Annotated in this window: 18 protein-coding genes; 4 read left to right on the top strand and 14 right to left on the bottom strand. The window is 70.2% G+C overall.

Features of this window, described 5'->3' with window-relative positions; all coding sequences use genetic code 11:
* Window positions 1–13: 13 nt before the first annotated feature.
* On the top strand, window positions 14–865 hold the full coding sequence (locus tag QF035_RS19365) for a transglutaminase-like domain-containing protein (protein ID WP_307521647.1): 852 nt from the start codon (window positions 14–16) through the stop codon (window positions 863–865).
* A gap of 154 nt (window positions 866–1,019) precedes the next feature.
* Here the strand turns inward: QF035_RS19365 and QF035_RS19370 are convergent, their stop codons facing one another.
* The 9 genes from QF035_RS19370 to QF035_RS19410 all read right to left on the bottom strand — a co-directional run bounded on the left by QF035_RS19370 (window position 1,020) and on the right by QF035_RS19410 (window position 9,925).
* A complete protein-coding gene (locus tag QF035_RS19370) occupies window positions 1,020–1,634 on the bottom strand; it encodes a response regulator transcription factor (RefSeq protein ID WP_307521648.1) in 615 nt (204 codons plus the stop codon).
* Window positions 1,631–2,800, bottom strand: coding sequence for a sensor histidine kinase (locus tag QF035_RS19375; protein WP_307521649.1), 1,170 nt, complete (start codon window positions 2,798–2,800; stop codon window positions 1,631–1,633). The genes QF035_RS19370 and QF035_RS19375 overlap by 4 nt, the downstream gene beginning before the upstream one ends.
* Window positions 2,797–3,537 carry an ABC transporter permease gene (locus QF035_RS19380; RefSeq protein WP_307531237.1) on the bottom strand — a complete coding sequence of 247 codons (741 nt, stop codon included), beginning with the start codon at window positions 3,535–3,537 and terminating at the stop codon, window positions 2,797–2,799. The genes QF035_RS19375 and QF035_RS19380 overlap by 4 nt, the downstream gene beginning before the upstream one ends.
* Before the next feature lie 41 nt (window positions 3,538–3,578).
* Window positions 3,579–4,508, bottom strand: a complete 930-nt coding sequence (locus tag QF035_RS19385; RefSeq protein WP_307521651.1) for an ABC transporter ATP-binding protein — start codon at window positions 4,506–4,508, stop codon at window positions 3,579–3,581.
* A gap of 140 nt (window positions 4,509–4,648) precedes the next feature.
* Window positions 4,649–5,494, bottom strand: coding sequence for an ABC transporter substrate-binding protein (locus QF035_RS19390; RefSeq protein ID WP_307521652.1), 846 nt, complete (start codon window positions 5,492–5,494; stop codon window positions 4,649–4,651).
* Window positions 5,495–5,629: 135 nt separating this feature from the next.
* Window positions 5,630–8,185 (bottom strand): hypothetical protein, encoded by a 2,556-nt coding sequence (locus QF035_RS19395; RefSeq protein ID WP_307521653.1) that lies wholly within the window; start codon window positions 8,183–8,185, stop codon window positions 5,630–5,632.
* Between the two features lie 160 nt (window positions 8,186–8,345).
* Window positions 8,346–8,771 (bottom strand): DUF6113 family protein, encoded by a 426-nt coding sequence (locus QF035_RS19400; RefSeq protein ID WP_307521654.1) that lies wholly within the window; start codon window positions 8,769–8,771, stop codon window positions 8,346–8,348.
* Window positions 8,772–8,811: 40 nt separating this feature from the next.
* A complete protein-coding gene (gene mshB / locus QF035_RS19405; protein WP_307521656.1) occupies window positions 8,812–9,708 on the bottom strand; it encodes an N-acetyl-1-D-myo-inositol-2-amino-2-deoxy-alpha-D-glucopyranoside deacetylase in 897 nt (298 codons plus the stop codon).
* A 22-nt stretch (window positions 9,709–9,730) separates the two neighbouring features.
* A complete protein-coding gene (locus tag QF035_RS19410) occupies window positions 9,731–9,925 on the bottom strand; it encodes a hypothetical protein (protein WP_055611106.1) in 195 nt (64 codons plus the stop codon).
* A 176-nt stretch (window positions 9,926–10,101) separates the two neighbouring features.
* Between QF035_RS19410 and QF035_RS19415 the strand changes: the two genes are divergently transcribed.
* Window positions 10,102–12,219, top strand: a complete 2,118-nt coding sequence (locus QF035_RS19415; RefSeq protein ID WP_307521657.1) for a S9 family peptidase — start codon at window positions 10,102–10,104, stop codon at window positions 12,217–12,219.
* A gap of 248 nt (window positions 12,220–12,467) precedes the next feature.
* On the opposite strand, the gene QF035_RS19420 is transcribed toward QF035_RS19415, so the two are convergent.
* The 5 genes from QF035_RS19420 to QF035_RS19440 are packed head-to-tail and all read right to left on the bottom strand — an operon-like array spanning window position 12,468 to window position 18,198.
* Window positions 12,468–13,568 (bottom strand): ABC transporter ATP-binding protein, encoded by a 1,101-nt coding sequence (locus QF035_RS19420; RefSeq protein ID WP_307521658.1) that lies wholly within the window; start codon window positions 13,566–13,568, stop codon window positions 12,468–12,470.
* Complete coding sequence (locus QF035_RS19425; protein WP_307521659.1) at window positions 13,561–14,544, bottom strand: ABC transporter ATP-binding protein; 984 nt, start codon at window positions 14,542–14,544, stop codon at window positions 13,561–13,563. The genes QF035_RS19420 and QF035_RS19425 overlap by 8 nt, the downstream gene beginning before the upstream one ends.
* A gap of 5 nt (window positions 14,545–14,549) precedes the next feature.
* Window positions 14,550–15,590: an ABC transporter permease gene (locus QF035_RS19430; RefSeq protein WP_307521661.1), complete on the bottom strand. Its 1,041-nt coding sequence runs from the start codon at window positions 15,588–15,590 to the stop codon at window positions 14,550–14,552.
* Entirely contained in the window at window positions 15,583–16,506 is a 924-nt protein-coding gene (locus QF035_RS19435) for an ABC transporter permease (RefSeq protein WP_307521662.1), read from the bottom strand. Before QF035_RS19435 ends, QF035_RS19430 begins: the two co-directional genes overlap by 8 nt.
* 54 nt (window positions 16,507–16,560) lie before the next feature.
* On the bottom strand, window positions 16,561–18,198 hold the full coding sequence (locus QF035_RS19440) for a peptide ABC transporter substrate-binding protein (RefSeq protein WP_307521663.1): 1,638 nt from the start codon (window positions 18,196–18,198) through the stop codon (window positions 16,561–16,563).
* Between the two features lie 521 nt (window positions 18,199–18,719).
* Here QF035_RS19440 and QF035_RS19445 point away from each other — a divergent pair.
* Together QF035_RS19445 and QF035_RS19450 are read left to right on the top strand one after the other, a co-directional pair.
* Window positions 18,720–19,715: an ABC transporter permease gene (locus QF035_RS19445; RefSeq protein ID WP_307521664.1), complete on the top strand. Its 996-nt coding sequence runs from the start codon at window positions 18,720–18,722 to the stop codon at window positions 19,713–19,715.
* Window positions 19,716–19,827: 112 nt separating this feature from the next.
* Window positions 19,828–21,612, top strand: coding sequence for an ABC transporter substrate-binding protein (locus QF035_RS19450; protein ID WP_307521666.1), 1,785 nt, complete (start codon window positions 19,828–19,830; stop codon window positions 21,610–21,612).
* Window positions 21,613–21,619 lie beyond the last annotated feature (7 nt).

Genomic DNA, 21,619 nt, shown 5'->3' on the forward strand with positions numbered 1-21,619 from the left:
GCACGAGGCAGCTATGCGTCCTCTTCATCCTCCCGGGCCCGAGCGGAGTGCCGAGTGGCGGCGGCGGTTCGGCGACGAGGCGCGGGCCGAGCGGCCCGATCTGTCGGCGTTGTGTCTGCTGGTGGGCGCCCAGGCGGACGGGGAGCTGGACGAGGCCGGGATCGACGCGGCGCAGATCGAGCTGGACCGGCTGGCCGGGGAGCTGCCGTTCCGGCCCGGCGGGCCGCGGTCCTGGGCCGCGGCGCTCGCCGAGCACCTCGGCGGCCGCTGCGGGTTCCGGGGTACGCCCGGTGACTATCAGCGGCTGGACTCCTCGCTGCTGCACGAGGTGCTGCGGCGGCGGCGCGGGCTGCCCATCCTGCTCTCGGTAGTGTGGATGGAGGTCGCGAGGCGGGCCGGGGCTCCCGTGTACGGGGTTGCTCTGCCGGGGCACTTCGTCGTGGGGTTCGGGCCGCCGGAGCAGCAGGTTCTCGTCGATCCCTTCGACGGGGGCCGGGTGCTGACCGGGACCGATGCGGAGTTGCTCGTCGCCGGGGCGACGGGGGCGCCGCTGGATCCTTCGATGCTGTCGCCCGCGGATCCGCTGGACGTCGCGCTGCGCATCCTGAACAACGTCCGTGCCTGGGCCGCCGCCCGGCCGGAGCGCTCCGATGTCGCGCTCTGGGCCGTCGAGCTTTCCCTGCTGCTGCCCTCCCATCCTGCTCGGCTTCGGTACGACCGGGCGCAACTGCTCGTTGAGCGGGGGGACTTTCTCACGGGGGCGACGGAACTCGATGCGTACGCGGAGGTTGTGGCCGCCGTTGATGAGCCTGCGGCCGATCGGGTTCGGCGGCAGGCTCGGGCCGCGCGGGCCATGCTCAACTGAGGCTCGCGGATCATTCACCCAGGCGCCGTAGGGCTGTTGTTGTAGCGCGGCTGCGGGTGCGTTGTGGCTTGTCGCGCCCCGCGGCGGAGCCGCAAATGTCACAGCCCCGCGCCCCTACGGGGCGCCCCTGAAGGGGCGGCCCCTTGGCGGGGCCCTACAGCCAGCCCTTCTCCCTTGCGATTCTGACCGCCTCCGCCCTGTTCCGTGCCGCCAGTTTTTGGATGGCTGTGGAGAGGTAGTTGCGGACCGTGCCCTGGGAGAGGTGGAGGGTCGTTGCCAGGTCGGCGTTGGTGGAGCCGTCGGCCGCCGCGCGGAGGATCTCGCGTTCGCGGTCGGTCAGGGGGTTGGCGCCCTCGGCCAGGGCGGCCGCGGCGAGGGCGGGGTCGATGACGCGTTCGCCGGTGAGGACCTTGCGTACGGCCGCGGCGAGTTGGGCGGCGGGCGCGTCCTTCACCAGGAAGGCGTCGGCGCCCGCCTCCATGGCGCTGCGGAGGTAGCCGGGGCGGCCGAAGGTCGTGAGGATGACCAGCTTGAGCGCGGGGAACTCCCGGTGGAGCTCGGCCGCCGCCTCGATGCCGGTGGCGCCCGGCATTTCGATGTCCAGGAGCGCCACGTCCACGTCGTGCCCGCGTACGGCGGCCAGCACCTCGTCGCCGCGGGCGACCTGTGCCACCACGTCGATGTCCGGTTCGAGGCCGAGCAGAGCCGCGAGTGCCTCGCGGACCATCGACTGGTCCTCTGCGAGCAGGACCTTGATCGTTCGGCTCATGCCCCGGATCCTACGGCCGCCGCGTCCGCCGGTACGCGGGCCAGCAGCCGGAACCCGTGCCGCCCGCGCCGCCCGCCCCCCGCCTCCAGCTCTCCGCCCACCTTCTCCAGCCGTTCCCGCAGTCCGGTCAGCCCGTTGCCCGGACCGCTGTCCGCGCCGCCCCCGTCGTCCTCCACGCTCAGCTCCAGCACCGGCCCGTCCAGCGTCTGGCGCCGCACCAGCTCCACCGCGCAGCGCCGGGCGCCGCTGTGGCGTACGACGTTGGTGATCGCCTCGCGCAGCGCCCAGGCCAGCGCGGACTCGGTCTCCGAGGCGACGCCCGTGAGGTCCGGTTCGGCAGGCAGTTCGGCCGTGATGCCCGCCGCCGTGAGGGCGACCCGCGCGCCCGCGAGTTCGCCGGGCAGCCGGGGCCGCCGGTAGCCGGTGACCGCCTCCCGGACGTCGACCATGGCCTGCCGGCTGACGTTCTCGATGTCGGCGACCTGCTGGGCCGCCTTGTCGGGGTGCTCGGGCAGCATCCGGCCCGCGAGCTCGCTCTTCAGAGTGATCAGCGAGAGCGAGTGACCGAGCAGGTCGTGCAGGTCGCGGGCAAGCCGCAGCCGTTCCTCGTTGGCCGCGAGCTGGGCGACGGTGGCGCGCGCCTCACGCAGCTCGATCGTCGTACGGATCAGGGTGCGGACGCCGACCATGGCGAAACCGCCGAGGAGCGCCGGGAGGAGCAGCGAGGCCAGGTACTCGTTCCCCTCCGGTACGGAGAGGGCGATCACCGTCATCAGCGCGGACACGCCCGGGACGGTCAGCCGTGCCAGCCGCGGAGGCAGTGCCGCGCCGGACGCGACCGACACGTACACGAACAGGACGAGCCACTCGCGGCCGAGGGTGAGCGAGAGGATCGAGGACTGGGCCGCGAGCACGGCCAGTGAGCCGAGCACCACACCGTTCGTCTCACCGCGTCCGGCGCGGAAGATCAGGGCGAAGTACCAGACGACGAAGGCCACCAGGCCGAGGACGCCGAGGACGCGGACTCCGTCGCTGTGCCCGCCGTGCAGCAGGTCGCTCACGGGTGCGCTCAGGTAGGCGAGCCAGATGCTGGTCCAGAGGAGCTTGACCGCCCGCTGCTTCCGGTTCGTGGGGCGCTGCCCGATGCCGATCTCCACACCGCTCACGCCTTCAGCGTGTCCTTCCTGTACAGCCAGGCCGCGCCGCCCGCGAACAGGACGAAGGAGACTGCGAGGATGGCGAGGTCCTTCGCGTGCGGGGCCCGGCTCTGTTCGATGGCCTGCCCGAGGGCAGCGTACGCGTGCGTGGGCAGCCACTTCGCGATGTCCTGCAGCCAGTCCGGGAAGGTCGTCGTGGGCATCCACAGTCCGCCCAGCATGGACAGGCCGAAGTACACGATCATCGTGATCGGGCGGACCGCGTCACCGCTCGCCAGGTAGCCGATGGCGACGCCGAGCGCGGCGAAGACGAGGCTGCCGGCCCAGATCGCGCCGGTGAGCGCGAGCCACTGCCAGACGTCCAGGCGTACGTCCTTCACGGCCGCGGCGACCACGAAGACGACGACGATCGACGGCAGGCTGATCACGGCGGCGCTCGCGGTCTTCGCGAAGACGTAGCCGCGTCCGGGCAGGGTGGTGAGCCGCAACTGCCGTACCCAGCCGCTCTCGCGCTCCTTGGCGATGCGCTCGCTGTTGCCCATGAGGACGGCTGTCAGGGCGCCGAAGGACGCCATGGAGACCATGAAGAAGGTCGGCAGGGTGAGCCCGGTGCCGTCGACCTTGGTGGTGCTGTCGGCGCTGCCCGCGATCAGCAGGAACAGGGCCGAGGGGTAGATCACCGAGAAGAACAGGAACTTGCGGTTGCGCAGGGCGCGGATGATCTCCAGCTTTGTCAGACCGCTCATACCGGACATGCCGTTCACGGCCTTCATGGGGTTCATGGCGTTCATGAGGTGCGCGCCTCCTCGGCGGCGGTGATGGCGACGAAGGCCTGCTCCAGTCCGAGCCCGGCCACTTCGAGGTTGCGGGGGTAGACGCCTAGTCCGTAGAGGGCGTGGACAGTCGCGTCGGCGTCGGAGGACTGGATGCGGACCGTGTGGCCCGACACGTCGAGCGAGGTGAGGAAGGGCAGGTCGCGCAGTGCGAGATCGTCGACCGGCCCCTCCAGGTCGAACGCGATCCGCCGGGCGCCGGCCTTCGCCTTGATCTCGGCGGCGGTGCCGTCCGCGAGCAGCCGTCCCCGGTGCAGGACGAGCACGCGGTCGGCTATGGTGTCGGCCTCCTCCAGGTAGTGCGTGGCGAAGAGGACCGTCCGCCCCTGGTCGGCCTGCTCGCGCATGGTGGCCCAGAATGCCTGGCGCGCGGAGACGTCCATGCCGGTCGTCGGCTCGTCGAGGACGATGAGGTCGCTGTCCCCGGCCGTGGCGAGCGCGAAGCGCACGCGCTGCTGCTGGCCGCCCGAGAGCTTGTTGACCTTGCGGTCCGCCATCTGTGTGAGGCTCGCGCGGGCGAGCACGTCCTGCACGGGAAACGGCTTCGGGTGCAGGTCGCAGGCCAGCCGCACCAGTTCCCCGACCGTGACCTCGTCCATCAGCCCGCCGCTCTGCAGCATCGCGCCGACGCGCCCGGCGACGATGGCGTCCCGCGGACTGCCGCCGAACACCCGCACCGAGCCGCTGTCCGGGTGCTTGAGGCCGAGCAGCAGGTCGAGCGTGGTCGACTTGCCGGCGCCGTTCGGCCCCAGCAGGGCCACGGTCTCGCCCGGGTGCAGGGCCAGCGTGAGCCCGTCCACGGCCCGTACGCTTCCGTAGGTCTTGGTCACCTGATCGAACCCGACCACCGAGCCGGTGGCCTCCGCTGTCGCAGTCGCTGTCATGTGACCCAGCGTGGCGGGAGGCGGGCCCCGCCCGGCAGTGTCGGCCGTCGTGACTCCCGGATGACAGATGTCATGTGCGGGTACGCGGAGGCGACCGGCAAAGGGGACCGGCCCGGGCGGTCAGGGGGGTCACGCGAAGCTCACCTCTTGGCCCCGAGCACCTCGAGCGCGTCCGCCACCGACCGGAGAAAAGCGGCGTACGCGTGGGCGCTGCACGGCAGTTCCGGGTTCCAGGGCTCCACGGTCGCGGTCGAGGTGAGGGCGTGCCAGGCGGGCACGGACTCCAACTCCCCCGCCGGTACGGCGTTCACGCGGGCGTCCGCGAGGACCAGGTCGGGGGCGAGGCCGACGGCATGCTCCCAAGTGGTCGTGGCCCAGTTCGCGCCCCCGGCACCCGGCTCGACGAACTCCACGCCCAGCTCGGCCAGATGACGCAGTTCGGGCCAGGTCCCGGGCCGGGCGAGATGCACCTGGCGGGCTCCGGCGGCCGACAGCGCGAGCACCTTCAGCGGAGCGGCGGCGGCCCGTACGGCGTCCTCCGCGGCGGCCAACTCGCTGTCCCCACCCGCCGGTTCGCCGCCGAGGGCCACCGACAGTTGGTCGAAGCGCCCCAGGATGTCGGGCAGCGAGGTGTCGCCGCCGACCGCGAGCGCGAGGACGGGTGCGCCGGCCCGTTTCGCCGCCGCCTCCGTGACGGCGTACGGCTTCTCCCGGTCGTACGTGACGTCGACGACGATGTCGGGCCGTACGGAACGTATGGCCCCGTCGTCGAGTCCCTTGCCCGCGCCCAGGTACGGGACGTCGGCCAGGGCACCGGACTTGGCACGGTCGGGCTCGTCGCCGTCGTGGCCTGATCCGTACACCCCGACGGGCCGCACCCCCAGATCCCACAGTGCCGCGCCCGCGCGGACGTACGCGGCCACCCTCTCGGGCCGCCCGATGCGCCGTAACGTGATCCCCCGGTCGTCCGTGAACTCCCAGCCCATACGGCACCCGCCCCTTCGGCACCCGCCCGGCGCGGGCCACTCGGGCCACGATGAGCCGGACGCCGGAACGAGACAAGGGGACACCCGGCCATCACCGGGTGCCCCCTTCAACCAGTCGGCTCAACCAGTGCGCGACTAGCTGGGGTTGGTCTCGATCACTCCGACACGGTCCGCCGCCGTCTTGCCGAGGAGCGCCGGGCGCATCGCGCCGACCACGTCCTGGGGCGTCACGGGGGTCTTCTTGCCGTTGCCCCGGGTGATCAGCACGCCGTCGTAGGCGCTGCCGTACAGCTCCTTCAGCGCTTCCAGGTCGTAGTACTCGACCAGCTTGCCCTGGGCGTTGGCCTTGACGCCGAGGAACTTCCACAGGGAGTTCTCCGGGCTGAACTGGAGCTCCACCCCGCCGGCCTTGACCGTCACGTTGGCCGACATCGCCGGCTGCGCGAACGCCTTCATCATGCGGTCGACCTCGGCCTTGGTGACCTTGGGCTCCTTGGTCGTGGTGGGAACCTTGACGGTCGCCGCCTTGCCGGTCTCCACCTGCGCGCGGTACGCCTCCTCGACGGCCTCCGTCGACTGTCCGGTGTCGATGCCCTTGCCCGCCTTGCCGTAGACGGCGACGGCCTTGCCCGACTGGAACTTGATCGTGCCCTCGGTCGCCGAGCCGGAGCCGCCCGCGGCGCGCTCCAGGGCGGCCGTCAGCTTCTCCTCGTCGACGGGCATCGATGGGTCGACCACGCGATGGTTGCCGAACAGCGAGCCGATCACCGAGACGGGGTTGTAGTCGCTGCCCGCCGCGGACCGTACCGTCGCCTGGCTGTCGAGCTGGAGACCGGCCTGGTCCGGCCTGAGGGTGACGGTGTCGCCCTCGACCGAGAGCCGCAGCGGCTTGGCCGCCCGCGTCTTGAAGGCGTCGTCGAGCTTCTTGACGGCCTCGTCACGGGTGCCGCCGCCGATGTCGACGCCGAGCACGGTGGTGCCCTTGGGCACGTCGGAGTGGTTCATGAGCAGCCCGGCGCCGTACGCGATGCCGCCGAGTGTGACCACGCCGGTGACCAGCAGAACGAGCTTGCTGCGGCCCTTTTTCTTCTTGGGCCGCGAGGCCGCGGGCGCCGCCGGCGAGACCGGGTCGGGCAGCTTCGGGGGCTGGTGCGGCAGCGGTCCGTCGGTGTGCGCGCCCGGTCCGAACGAGGAGTTCGGGGCGGGCGGTACGACGGGGATGCCGCTGGTCAGCGTGTGTCCGGAGACGTTCTCACCGGCGCCGCCGTAGCCCGGCGTACCGGGTTCGGGGGCGGGCTTCTGCGGGGTGAGGATCGCGGTGTCGTCGCTCATCCCGCCGCCGGGTCCTCCGGTGAAGGACGAGCCGTGCTGGGCGCCCTTGCCACCGGGGAAGCCGGGACCACTGGGGCCGGCGCCCTGACCAGCGGGGCCACCGGGACCACCGGCGAAGCCCGAGCCGCCGGGACCACCGGGGCCGGCGCCCTGACCGCCAGGACCACCAGGTCCGCCGGGGAAACCGGAGCCGTGCTGGGCGCCGTTGGGGCCGGGGAAGCCCGAGCCGTCCGGTGCTCCGGGTCCACCCGATCCGCCGGGGAAGCCGGAGCCGTTCTGCGCGCCGTTGGGGCCGGGGAAGCCCGAGCCGTCCGGTGCTCCGGCGCCACCCGGTCCGCCGGGAGCGCCGTGGAACGCGGCGGCACCCTGACCGTTCTGGTCGCCCATGCCACCACGGACCCGCGGACCGCCGGGTGCACCGGGGCCGCCCTGACCACCGGGGCCACCGGGCCCGCCGGGCCCGCCCGGGACTCCGCCGCGCACAGCGCCGGGCGGTGTCAGGCGGCCGTCGCCGGTGGCCGGCCCGCCGGTCGGGCCCGAAGGTCCGCCCTGGCCGCCGCCGGAGAAGTAGGGAAGCCCGTCGCGCCGCGGCTCACCGCCGCCGTCGCCCGTGCCGTCCGTCGGATACGGCGAGTTGCCGGGGCCGTTGCCCAGCGGCCCCGCCGCCAGTGCCGCGGACACGTCGAAGGAACCGGTACCGCCGCCGTGGCCGGGCGCCACGGGCCCGGTACCGCCCGCGCCGGGCAGCCCGGCGCCGTTGGTGCCGCCGGGCCGGGAGCCACCGGGCCTGGCCGCACCACCGGCACCGGCGCCGTTGGGCGCACCTGAGCCGGAGGGCCGTGCAGCGGGTGCACCGGAAGCGCCAACTCCCGTACCGGGGCCCGGCGCACCCGAAGCGCCGGGCGTCCCGGCGCCGTTGGTGCCGCCACCGCCCGGACCGCCCTTGGGCGCACCGGACTTGCGTGGCGCGAACCAGTCGCTGGTCTTGTCCTCGGCGGCGGCCGTGGGCATGGGGTGGGATCCGGTGTCGGAGTCCACGGGCCCGCCCACGCCGGTGCTCGGCCCGGTGTCGACAGGGGCCTGTGTGGGCACACTCGTGCTGTCGGAGGTCTCACCGCCTCCGACGGGCGTGCGCACGACCACCGGCGGAATGGGCCGGGATCCGGGGATGTTGATGCGGATCCGCGTCGTCAGCGTGGTCTCGGTCTTGGGCTGCTCCGGCCGGTCACCGGCGGAACGGCCATTGTCGGCGGCGCCGTCGGAAGCCTTGGGCGTTCCGTACGGCGGAGTCCCCGACGGGTATGCGGTTCCGCCGCGCCCGTTGGGCCCGGAGGACGGACTGTCAGTTTCACGACTCAAGGCAGGTTCTCCTGGTTGGCTCCACCGCCCGTGTACTCGACCTCGCTTCGGGCGGCTCGGCGGCGCGCACCACCATACTGGCCACTTGTCGCCCGCAACCTTCGGCCGTAGGGGAAACCCACACCGGACTTGCACCTGCGCACTGTGGCGAAGTGGTACGTCACTTGCCAAGTCGGGCGGCGGGCCCACCTGGTTGCCGCCCCGGGCCAAGGGTGGCGCACATCACAGCCACGGCCATTCCGCCGAGCAGGAAGAGGTAGGAGCCCGCTCCCGCGGCGAAAAGGAAGTCCCCCTCCGGCCTGCTCGCGGTGAGCAGGACGACGGCGATCATCCAGCCGGCGGCGGGTGCGACGGCCCCGCCCCGGCCACCGGTCGCCCGTCCCCCGCCGACGAAGAGCCCCGCCGCGCCGGCCAGCGCGAGCAGCAGCCCGCCCGGGAACAGGCCCGACTGGACCAGTCCGCCGGACGCCCCGACCACGGCACCCAGCACGAAGAGCCCCAGGTGGACGAGGATCCGTCCCGCCGAGGGCGCTCGCGGGGGCTCGGCGAGCATGCTGCCCGCACCCGGCCTGTTCGCCGTACTCATCAGCCACTCACTTCATTACGTGTCGGACATCCAACACGACTCATCGGACACCCTCATCCTTTTCGACCGTCCCGGCGAACAGGTCCGTCTCCCGCGCCGGGCCTTCGTGCTCGCCGCGCACCAACTCGTAGTACTCCACGACGAACAGCGGCTGCGCGAGCTGGTTGGAGAGCGCGAACCACGGCTCGACGACCTCGATCTGGGTGGCGTGCGCCCGCATCGCGGCGGCCTTGGCCGCGGCGAAGGGGGTGCCGTCGATCTCGGTGGTGATCAGGGAGTCGTCCACCACGCCCGGCACGTCGTCGACGGCCGCGGAGGCGGGGAACGGCAGTTCGTCGAGGACGTCCTTGAGGCGGGCGAAGCCCTCCTCGGCGACCGGGCGCGGTACGCGGTTCCAGTAGATCTTTGCGATCGTCCACGGTTCGCCGAGCTCCGGACCGAAGCCGGGCTCCGCGGCCAGGTCGGCGGCGCGCATGGCGACGCGGTGGGCCTGGATGTGGTCCGGGTGGCCGTAGCCGCCGTTCGTGTCGTACGTCACGAGCACCTGGGGGCGCACCTCGCGGATCACACGGACGAGATCCGCGGCCGCCTCGTCGACGTCCGCCTGCCAGAAGCAGCGCGGGTCGTCGTTGTCGGGCAGGCCCATCATTCCGGAGTCGTGGTAGCGGCCCGGGCCGCCGAGGGAGCGGAAGTCGCTCACCCCGAGCTCGCGCATCGCCGCGGCGAGCTCGGTCCGGCGGTGATCGCCGAGGGCCTCGCCCGACAGGTGGGCGAGGCCGGGCGGGATGACCTCGCCCCGCTGGCCAAGGGTGCAGGTCACGAGCGTGACGTGGGCGCCCTCGGCCGCGTACCTGGCCATGGTCGTGCCGTTGTTGATCGCCTCGTCGTCCGGGTGCGCGTGCACCAGGAGAAGACGCCGGGAGGGCAGTTCCGTCATGGACCCCACCCTACGAGGCGGGTCAGAACTTGATGTCTCCGATCATGCCCGCGATGTTCGTGGTCAGATCGTTGATCGTGGGCGCGATCGTCGAGCTGGCCAGGTAGAAGCCGAACAGGACACACACGATGGCGTGAGGCGCCTTCAGTCCTGATTTCTTGATCAGGATGAAGACGATGATCGCCAGCAGCACCACCGCCGAAATCGAGAGTGCCACGGCGGCTCACCTCCAAGGATCCCAGGGACGCGGGGGGTCGGATGATGGGGGCAGTAAATCCGTACAACGGCCAGCAGGTTGATACCCACGCAGCAGTAGTGATCATAACTATTCGTACGTGCGCATTGATCGGCGCACGGCCGCACAAGGGGGCGCATGGCCAATATGGTCGGAGCATGACGACCGAGCCTCTCTCCTTTCCCCGCCGGCAGGCGCGCACCCTGCGCTTCACGCTCGGCGCGCCCCGTGCGTTCACCGTGGCGCCCGACGGTTCCCGTGTCGTGTACCTGCGGTCCTCGTCCGGTACGGACCGGGCGAACCAGCTGTGGGTTCTCGACGTGGCGGACGGCGAGGAACGTCCCGCCGCCGATCCGGGGGCGCTGCTCGGAGGCTCCTCGGAGCGGCTGTCGGCCGCCGAGCGGGCCCGGCGCGAGCGCAGCCGCGAGGGCGGGGCGGGCATCGTCGGCTATGCCACCGACGCGGCCGTGGAGTTGGCGTCCTTCGCCCTGTCGGGACGGCTGTTCACCGCGGAGCTGCGGGCGGGCACGGCACGTGAACTGCGGGTTCCCGGGCCCGTGCTGGACCCCCGCCCGTCCCCCGACGGACGGCTCGTCGCGTACGTCTCCGGGGGCGCCCTGAGGGTCGTCGGCGCCGAGGGGGAGGACGACAGGGCGCTCGTGGAGCCGGAGTCCGACACGGTCGCCTACGGTCTCGCCGAGTTCATCGCGGCCGAGGAGATGGGCCGTTCGCGCGGTTTCTGGTGGTCGCCGGAGTCGGACCGGCTGCTGGTCGCCCGGGCCGACGACGCCCCCGTACGCCGCTGGTGGATCTCCGATCCGGCGCATCCCGAGCGGGATCCGCAGCAGGTCGCCTATCCGGCGGCCGGGACGGACAACGCCGAGGTGCGGCTCTTCGTGATCGGACTCGAAGGGGCGCGCACGGAGGTCGCGTGGGACCGGGCGCGCTACCCCTACCTCGCGCGGGTGCACTGGTCCGCGGCCGGAGCGCCGCTGCTGCTCGTCCAGACGCGCGACCAGAAGAGCCAGCTCTATCTGGCCGTCGACCCGGACACCGGGGCGACCCGGATGGTGCACGCGGACGAAGATCCACAATGGCTTGATCTTTTCCCCGGGGTACCGAGCTGGAGCCCGAGCGGACAGCTCGTGCGGATCGCCGACGAGGGCGGGGCGCGCGTGCTCGCGGTCGGCGAACGCCCGTTGACGGGACCGCAGTTGCATGTGCGAGCGGTGCTCGACGTGTCGGACGACGACGTGCTGGTCTCCGCGTCGGCCGGTGCTGCGGCGGCCGCCCCGGAGATCGGCGAGGTGCACGTCTACCGGGTCAACGACCTTGGTGTGGAACGGATTTCGCAGGAACCCGGCGTCCACTCGGCGGTCCGCGCGGGCGGTGTGACCGTGCTCGTGTCGGCCGTGCCCGACCGGCCGGGCGCCCAGGTACAGGTGCTGCGCGACGGCAAGTCCGCGGCGACCGTGACGTCGTACGCCGAACACCCCGGACTGAGCCCGCGCGTGACGCTCACGGAGGCGGGCGAGCGCCGTGTGCCGTGCGCCGTTCTGCTCCCCACGGGCTACACCGACGGTCCGCTGCCGGTGCTGATGGACCCGTACGGCGGACCGCACGGGCAGCGTGTGCTGGCCGCGCACAACCCATATCTGACCTCGCAGTGGTTCGCCGACCAGGGGTTCGCCGTGATCGTCGCGGACGGGCGGGGCATGCCGGGCCGCTCACCGGCCTGGGAGAAGTCGATCAAGGACGATCTCGCGGCGGTCGTCCTCGACGACCAGATCCACGCGCTCCGGGCGCTCGCCGAACGCTTCCCGCTGGACCTGGACCGGGTGGCGATCCGCGGCTGGTCGTTCGGCGGCTATCTCGCGGGGCTCGCGGTGCTGCGCCGCCCGGACGTCTTCCACGCGGGCGTGGTGGGCGCGCCGGTGACGGACCAGCGGCTGTACGACACCCACTACACCGAGCGGTATCTGGGCGACCCCAACACCCAGCCGGAGGTGTACGCGGCGAACTCGCTGATCGACGACGACGGTCTGGTGGGGGCGGCCGAACCGGCCCGGCCGATGATGATCGTGCACGGTCTCGCCGACGACAACGTGGTGGTCGCGCACTCGCTGCGGCTGTCCTCCGCACTGCTGGCCGCGGGCCGTCCGCACGAGGTGCTGCCGCTGTCGGGGGTCACGCACATGACCCCGCAGGAGCAGGTCGCGGAGAATCTCCTGCTGCTCCAGGTGGACTTCCTACGGCGCGCTCTCAAACTGGGCTGAACAGCGATACTCCACCGAGCACAGCAACCATCCATTGAGGAACCACGACGAAGCACCAGCCAGGTCCGCGAGAGCGGCGCCGGTTCAGGCACAAAGGGGGCGTGCGACCGGCCGGGGAGACATGGCGCGCCCCGGCCGGTCTACGGCACCCGCACGGCCGTACGCTGTTCAGACTGACGCGTCCGTATATCGGTATCGGGTCGGTGAAGTTGCCTGCGTGTTAACGAAGTTGATGCGCATTTGTCATGCTATTTCACGTCGTCCGTGGGCTCGTCCTGGATCTTGTCCGTGGGCCCCTTCGGGCTCTCGTCCGTCGGCTCCTCCGGTGGGACCACCTGCTTCTCCTCCGCGAAGTGGCACGCCGAGTCGTGGGCCGCGGGACCGGCCGCCTCGTGCCGGAACTCCGCGGGCACCGCGAGCAGCGGCACCTCCAGGGCGCAGCGCTCCTGGGCCTTCCAGCAGCGGGTGCGGAAGCGGCAGCCGGAGGGGATGTTCGCCGGTGACGGCACGTCGCCGAAGAGGATGATCCGCTCCCGGTGCTCTCGGGCCTCCGGGTCCGGGACGGGCACGGCGGACAGCAGGGCCTGTGTATAAGGATGCGTCGGGTGGTCGTAGATCTCGGCGTCCCTGCCGATCTCCACGATCCGCCCGAGGTACATCACCCCGACCCGGTCGGAGATGTGCCGCACGATCGAGAGGTCGTGCGCGATGAACACGTACGACAGGTCGAACTCGCTCTGGAGCCGGTCCATCAGGTTGATGACCTGGGCCTGCACCGACACGTCGAGGGCGGACACCGGCTCGTCGGCGACGATGATCTCGGGGCGCAGGGCCAGTCCGCGCGCGATGCCGATGCGCTGGCGCTGGCCGCCGGAGAACTGGTGCGGATAGCGGTTGATGTACTCCGGGTTGAGCCCGACCACGTCCAGCAGGTCCTGGACCTTCCGGCGCCGGTCGCCCTTCGGCGCGACCTCGGGGTGGATCTCGTACGGCTCCCCGATGATGTCGCCGACGGTCATGCGCGGGTTGAGCGAGGTGTACGGGTCCTGGAAGACCATCTGGATGTTGCGGCGGACGGCCTTCAGGGCGCGGCCGGAGAGCCTGGTGACGTCCTCGCCCTTGTACGCGATCTCGCCGGCCGTCGGCTTCTCCAGGTTGACCAGCATCTTGGCGACCGTGGACTTGCCGCAGCCGGACTCGCCGACGATGCCGAGGGTCTCGCCCGCGGCGAGTTCGAAGTCGACGCCGTCGACGGCCTTCACCGCGCCGATCTGTTTCCTGAAGACGATGCCCTGGGTGAGCGGGTAGTGCTTGACCAGGCCCCGCACCTGGAGGATCGGCTCAGCCATGGAGGCACTCCCGCCAGAAGTGGCAGGCGCTCACGCGGTCCGTGCCCGCCTCGGTCACCTCGTACAGCGGCGGTACGTCGGTCCGGCAGACGTCCTGGGCCAGTGGGCAGCGCGGGTTGAAGGCGCAGCCGGGCGGGATGTGCATGAGGTTCGGCGGCAGGCCCTTGATGGCGTACAGCTCCTTGCCCTTCTGGTCGAGCCGCGGGATCGACTCCAGGAGGCCCTTCGTGTACGGGTGCGCGGGGGCCTTGTAGATGTCGTGGACCGGGGCGGACTCGACGATCCGGCCCGCGTACATCACGGCGATCCGGTCGGCGACGTCCGCGACCACACCGAGGTCGTGGGTGATGAGGATGAGCCCCATGTTGAGCTCGCGCTGGAGCTCGGCGAGGAGGTCCATGACCTGGGCCTGGACGGTGACGTCGAGGGCGGTGGTGGGTTCGTCGGCGATGATCAGGTCCGGTTCGAGGGCCAGCGCCATGGCGATCATGATGCGCTGGCGCATTCCGCCGGAGAACTGGTGAGGGTAGTCGCCGACCCGGGCGGCCGCGGCCGGGATGCGCACCCGCTCCATCAGCTCGATCGCCTTGGCCTTGGCGGCCTTCCTGGACATGCCCTGGTGGACGGTGAACATCTCGCCGAGCTGGGCGCCGACGCTGAGCACCGGGTTCAGGGACGACAGCGCGTCCTGGAAGATCATCGCCATCCGGGCGCCGCGGACCTTGCGCCGCTCCTCCTCCCTGAACTTCAGGAGGTCCTCGCCCTGGAAGAGGATCTCGCCCGCGGTGATCTTCCCGGGCGGTGTGTCGAGGATGCCCATGATCGCCTGGGCGGTCACGGACTTGCCGGAGCCGGACTCGCCGAGCACGGCGAGCGTCTCGCCCTCGTCGACGCTGTAGGAGACGCCGTTGACGGCCTTGGCCACCCCGTCCCTGGTCCTGAACTCCACGTGCAGATCGCGCACTTCGAGCAGCACGGCGGTCACCTCAGCTTCGGGTCGAGGGCGTCGCGCACCGCGTCGCCGAGCATGATGAACGCGAGGACGGTGACGGCGAGGGCCCCGGCCGGCCACAGGAGCGCGTGCGGCGCCGTGCGGATGTACTGGGACGCCGAGGAGATGTCGATGCCCCAGCTCACGGTGGGCGGCTTCAGCCCGACGCCGAGGTACGAGAGGGTCGCCTCCAGCGAGATGTACGTACCGAGCGCGATGGTCGCCACGACGATGACCGGGGCGATGGCGTTGGGCGTGATGTGCCGCAGCATCATCCGGGAGTTGGAGGCGCCGAGCGCCCGGGCCGCCTGGACGTAGTCGTTCTGCTTGGTGGTGATGACGGATCCCCGGGCGATACGGGAGATCTGCGGCCAGCCCAGCAGCACCATGAACCCGATCACCGGCCAGACCGTGGAGCTGGTGACGACGGACAGCAGCACCAGACCGCCGAGGACGACGGGGATCGCGAAGAAGATGTCGGTGATCCGGGACAGGACCGCGTCCCCCGACCCGCCGAAGAACCCGGCGAGCCCGCCGAGCACCGAGCCGAGGATCGCGACCCCGAGCGTGGCGCACACACCGACGGTGACGGAGACCCGGGCCCCGTACACCGTGCGGGTGTAGACGTCGCAGCCCTGGCCGTTGAAGCCGAAGGGGTGTCCGGGCTGGGAGCCCTCCTGGGCCTTGGCGAGGTCGCACTTGAGCGGGTTCTGGGTGGCGATCACCCCCGGCCACAGGGAGATGAAGACCAGGAACAGGATGATGAGCGCCGAGATGATGAAGACGGGGTTGCGGCGCAGGTCGCGCCAGGCGTCGGACCAGAGGGAGCGTGCCCGTCCGCCGGAGGCGGCTGATGAATCCAGCTCGGACGGGTCCGTGCCGTCCGGGCCGCCCGGGCGCTTCTCCAGGGTCGTGGCCTCCGCCGTGGCCAGGTCCATCGCGCCGCCCATGCCCGTCGCGGCGATGGCGCCGTCCTCCGCGGCGCGGCCCCCGCCCGACAGATGAGGTTCCCGCGGCATCGGTTCAGGCATAGCGGATCCTCGGGTCGAGTACGGCGTACAGGAGGTCGACCAGCAGGTTGGCCACCAGGAAGACGAGGACCAGGACGGTCACGAAACCGACGACGGTCTGGGTGTTCTGGCGCAGGATGCCCTGGTAGAGCTGGAAGCCGACGCCGTGGATGTTGAAGATGCGCTCGGTGACGATCGCGCCGCCCATCAGCGCGCCGATGTCGGTGCCGATGAAGGTGACGACCGGGATCAGCGAGTTGCGCAGCAGATGCCGGGTGATGACCCGCCGCCGGGGAAGCCCCTTGGCGACGGCCGTACGGACGTAGTCGGCGCGCCGGTTCTCCGCGATGGAGGTGCGGGTCAGCCGGGTCACGTACGCGAGGGAGACGGACGCGAGCACCAGGCCCGGCACGATCAGCTCGTCGAAGGGGGCCTCCGGGGAGACGGACGGACTGATCCAGCCCCATTCGACGCCCAGCAGCAGCTGGAGCAGCAGACCGGTGACGAAGGTCGGCACGGAGATGACGACGAGGGTGACCAGCAGGACGCCGGTGTCGACGGGACGGCCGCGGCGCAGTCCGGTGACGACGCCGAGTGTGATGCCGATGACGATCTCGAAGAGGATCGCCACGATCGTGAGCCGGATGGTGACCGGGAAGGCGCTCGCCATCAGCTCGGTGACCTCCTGACCGTTGAACGCGGTGCCGAAGTCGCCGGTGAAGACGTTGCCCATGTACGTCACGTATTGCTGCCACAGGGGCTTGTCGAGGCCGAACTCCTTGCGCAGCTGGGTGGCCGTCGCGGGGTCGCACTGCCGGTCGCCGCACAGGCCCGCGATGGGGTCGCCCATCACGTTCACCATCAGGAAGATCAACAGGGTGGCGCCGAAGAAGACCGGGATCATCTGCAGCAGACGCCGGATCACATACCGTCCCATGAGGGCTCCGGAGGTAGGCGGGGGCACCCGAGTGTCGACGGGTGCCCCCGCGGCTCAGCTGACCTTGATCTCGTTGTAGACGGGGACGCTGAACTGGTTGAGCGCCACGTCGGAGACCCGCTCCGAGTAGCCGGCGCTGCCGTTCTGGTACCAGAGCGGGATGGCGCCCATGTCGTCCCGCAGGACCTCCTCGGCCTGCTGGAAGAGGTCGACGGCCTTGGCCTGGTCGGTCTCCGCGTTGGCCTCGTTCACGAGCTTGTCGAACTCGGCGCTGGTCCACTTGCCGTCGTTGGACGAGGCGTTGGTGTAGTACAGCGGCTGCAGGAAGTTCTGGATCAGCGGGTAGTCCATCTGCCAGCCGGCCCGGAAGGGGCCGGACATCTTGGACTGGGTGATCTGGTTGCGGAAGTCGGCGAAGGTGCCGATGGGGTTGCCGACGCAGGCCTTGTCGTTGTCCAGCGCGTTGTTGACGGAGTTGCAGACGGCGTCCACCCACTCCTTGTGGGAGCCGGTGTCCGCGTTGTACGAGATCTTGACCTGGCCGCCGGGCAGCCCGCCGCCCTCCTCGATCAGCTTCTTGGCCTCGTCGGGGTCGTACTCGCAGGCGTCACCGCACAGCCCCTCCTTGAAGCCGCCGGCCTCGCCGAGGACGGGCGAGGTCCAGTCGGTCGCGGGTGTGCGCGTCTTCTGGAAGATGGTCTCGGTGATCTGATCGCGGTCGATGGCCCGGGACAGGCCCGTGCGGACCTTCTCCATGCCGTCCTTGTCCCAGGCCTTGTCGTAGAACGGGAAGGCGAGGGTCTGGATGATGCCGGCGGGCGTGTTGATGTACCGGTCGCCGAGGTCGCTCTTGGCGTTCTTGAGCTGGGAGGCGGGCACGTCGTCGACGAGGTCGAGGTTGCCGGCCATCAGGTCCGTGTAGGCGGTGTTGTTGTCGGTGTAGACCTTGAGGTCCACGCCGCCGTTCTGCGCCTTGTCCTCGCCCGGGTACTGCGCCCACGCGCGCATCTTCATCACCGAGCCCTTGGCGTACGAGTCGACGGTGTACGGGCCGTTGCCGACCGGCTCGTTCAGCCAGGCCGCGTGGTCGTCGAAGAACGCCTTCGGCAGCGGGGAGAAGGCCGAGTAGCCCAGGGTGTCGGGGAAGGTCGAGAACTTCTGGTTGAGCTTGACCGTGAAGGTGTTGTCGCCGGTGATCTTGAGGCCGGAGAGGGTGTCGGTCGTCTGCTTGCTGCCGTCCTCCGGGTGCACCTTGTCGTAGCCGTCGATGTACCCGAAGAAGTACGCGTTCTTCTGGTTGTTCTTGAGGCTGGCGCCGTAGTTCCAGGCGTCCACGAACGACTTGGCGGTGACGGCCTCGCCGTTGCTGAACTTCCAGCCGCTCTTGACGGTGACGGTGAAGTTCGTCGAGTCCGAGGTCTCGATCTTCTCGGCGAGCATGTCGTTGGCCTTGCCGGTCTTGGCGTCGTAGCGCTTGAGACCGCGGAAGAGCATGTCGAGGACCTTGCCGCCCTGCACCTCGTTGGTGTTGGCCGGCTCCAGGGGATTCTGCGGGTCGCCCCACGAGGAGCTCACGATGCCGGAGCCGTCGCCGCCGCCGCTGTCGCCGCCCCCGTCGTCCCCGCAGGCCGTCGCGGCGAGAGCTACCGCCGCCGCGCATGCGGCCCATCTGGCGTGCGTGGCTCCACGCATGGAGTGCCTCCTCTTCAGTGCGCTTCCAGTGCACTTTCCGTGCGCTGTGGCTCCGGCGCGGGAGCGCTGTGCCTTCAGCGCCCAATATCGGGGCATAAGAGACTTGACGCCCATTCGTCCCACTCTTACGAGTGGGAACACCCTCCGAATGCACGTATGCCGAAACATGGCGAACCGCATATCGGACCTCGCTTTGGTCATGGCAGTACCAAGCCACGCCAAGCGGGCGGCCAGCCTCAGGTCAAACGACAAAAGACCAGATCAAAGCCGTCAACGTTTCATTGACGCTGCCTGAATGGCGTTGAAATGGTCGCGCTGAGCGCTCCGCTGGAAGTCCGGTACGCCACCTGCGGGTGGGTCGTGGCTTGTCGCGCAGTTCCCCGCGCCCCTTCGGGGCGCTGCCGAACCGCACCGGACTTCGCAGTGGACGCTCAGCCCATGGGTCGCGTCGTGCAGACCCCTCGACAGTTCGGGCCAGGAGCACCGTGACCTCGCCTACACCCTCTGCCACCACCGCACCCATGGTGGTGGCCGAAGACGCCGTACCCACGGCGCCGAAGACGCCGCCCCGAGGCGGTGACAGCCGCTCCCCCGGCCGGCTCGCCTGGCTGCGCTTCAAGCGCGACCGCACGGGCGTGGTCTCGGCCTGTGTGGTGCTGGTCTTCTTCGTCGCCGGAGTCGGCGCCCCGCTGATCGCCAAGCCGTACGGCAAGGATCCGTACACGACCTACGGCCAGAACACGGCGGGTCTGCTCAACGACTTCGGTTTCCCCGTCCGGCCCAACGGCGGCATCAGCGGCGGCTTCTGGTTCGGCGTCGAACCGCAGCTCGGGCGGGACGTCTTCACCCTGCTGCTCTACGGCATCCGCAACTCGCTGCTGATCGCCACGGTGACGACCCTGCTGGTCACCTTCCTCGGCATCGTCGTCGGGCTCACGGCCGGCTATCTCGGCGGCCGTACCGACTACCTGGTCGGCAGGGTCATCGACATCCTGCTGGCCTTCCCCTCCACGCTCTTCTTCATCGCCTTCTGGCCCGTGATGATCTCGATCCTCGTCTCGCCGGAGGACGCCACCCCGACCTGGCTCACGGTGGTCAGCCTGATCTCGGTGATGACCGCGTTCGGATGGGCGCCGATCGCCCGGCTGCTGCGCGGCGAGGTACTGGCCCTGCGCGAGCGGGAGTTCGTGGAGGCGTCCAAGGTGACCGGGGCGTCGCCGGCCCGGATCATCTTCAAGGAGCTGCTGCCGAACCTGTGGACGCCGATCCTCATCCAGGCGACCCTCGCGCTGCCGATGTACGTCACCACGGAGGCCGCCCTCGCCTTCCTCGGCGTGGGGCTCAGTGATCCGACGCCGGACTGGGGCGTGATGATCCAGCGCGGGGCGCAGGTCTATCAGAACGACATCACTTACATGCTCTTTCCCGGCTTGACGATGGTGATCTTTGTGATCGCCTTCAACCTTCTTGGTGACTCCGTTCGGGATGCGCTGGATCCGAAGACCCGCCGCCGGTAGCTCCGCTGGACATGCCGGTTTGAACCTGCGGGTTCGTTGTGGCCGGTCGCGCAGTTCCCCGCGCCCCTAAAGAACAGGGGCGCCCCCTCTCCCTCATTCAGGCAGGACACGCATGTCTCTCTCGCGTAGAAACTTCGTCATCGCCACCTCGGTCGCGGCAGGCGGCTCCATGGTGCTCTCTGCTTGCAGCAGTGGTGGGGGCGGTGGCGGTACGGGGGGTGGCGGTACGGCGAGTACCGCCAAGTACTCCGCCGTCACCATCGGCACCGCGGACGACTCCACCGGGCCCGCGCCCGCGGTCGCCGGTGCGCGCAAGGGCGGGACGATCCACCCGATCGGGCCGGACGACTTCTCGCACCTCGATCCGCAGCGGATCTACTACTCGTGGAACTCCACGGTCGGCAACCTCTACATCCGCTGTCTGACCGGCTACAAGATCGCCTCCGGCGGCGCCATGAAGCTGGTCGGCGACCTCGCCACCGACACCGGCACCATGTCCGACGACGGCAAGACCTGGACCTTCACCCTGAAGGACGGGCTGAAGTGGGAGGACGGCAGCGAGCTCACCGTGGAGGACGTACGCCACGGCATCGAGCGCGGCTTCGCGAGCTTCACCACCGAGGGGGCGACCTACCTCCAGTCCGCGCTGACCGGCACGAACGACTTCCGCTCGGTCTACAAGGGCCCGTACGGCGGCAAGCACCTCAGCTCGGTCGTCACGGACACCGCGAAGAAGACCATCACCTTCCATCTGAAGACGGCACGCCCGGACCTCAACTGGACGCTGGCGATGCACTCCTACGGCGCCGTGCCCGTCAAGCACGACACCAAGGAGAAGTACGACAAGGACCCGGTCTCCTGCGGTCCGTACCGGATCAAGCAGCACTCGGTCGACAAGTCCCTGACGCTGGTGCGCAACACGCACTGGGACCCGGCGACGGACCCGATCCGCAGCGCCTACCCGGACTCCTTCGTCTTCGAGTTCGGTCCGGAGGGGCTCCAGGCCACGGACCGGCTGATCGCCGACTCCGGGAACGACCAGTTCGCGGTCATGGCGTACAGCGGGGTGCCGGCCGAGCGCATCCAGAAGGTGCTCGGCACGGCCGACCTGAAGGCCCGTACCGTCGACGGCCTGCTGACCGGCCTCTACTACTACGCCATCAACTGCAAGCGGATCACCGACGTGAAGGTGCGCCAGGCGCTCAACTACGCCTGGCCGCTGGAGCAGATCCGCCGGATCTACGGCGGCCCGTCCGCCGGCGAGTACGCGACCACCGTCCTCTCTCCCGACATCGCGGGCCGGGTGAAGTTCGACATCTACGGCAAGCTGACCAAGCCGCAGGGCGACACGGCGAAGGCGAAGGCCCTGCTCAAGGAGGCCGGGAAGCTCGGCCAGAAGATCGTCTACACCTATCCGCAGGGCGCGAGCGACGCGTACGACAAGACCAAGGTCGTCATCGCCGCAGCCCTGAAGGAGGCCGGCTTCGACCCGGTCGTGAAGCCCGTCGAGTCGACCAGCTACTACGACCAGGTCCAGCAGATAGACAACCAGTTCGACGTGATGTGGTTCGGCTGGTCCCCCGACTGGCCCACCGGCTACACGCTCCTCCAGCCCCTCTTCGACGGCACCACGATCGCCAACGGCGCCAACAACGTCTCCCAGCTGAACGTGCCCTGGGTGAACGCGGCGATCAAGAAAAACGCCGTCATCCCGGACGCGACCAAGGCCAACGCCGCCTGGGCCGCGCTGGACCGGCAGATCATGGAGAAGGAGGCGCCGATCATCCCCGAGACGTACCAGCGCCGCTACTACCTGTACGGGGACAAGGTGGGCGGGAGCGAGTTCGACCCGCTGTTCTCGGCGTTCATCCTCTACAAGCTGTACGCCAAGGCCTGAGACCACC

Source organism: Streptomyces umbrinus, assembly GCF_030817415.1.
Lineage (GTDB): Bacteria > Actinomycetota > Actinomycetes > Streptomycetales > Streptomycetaceae > Streptomyces > Streptomyces umbrinus_A.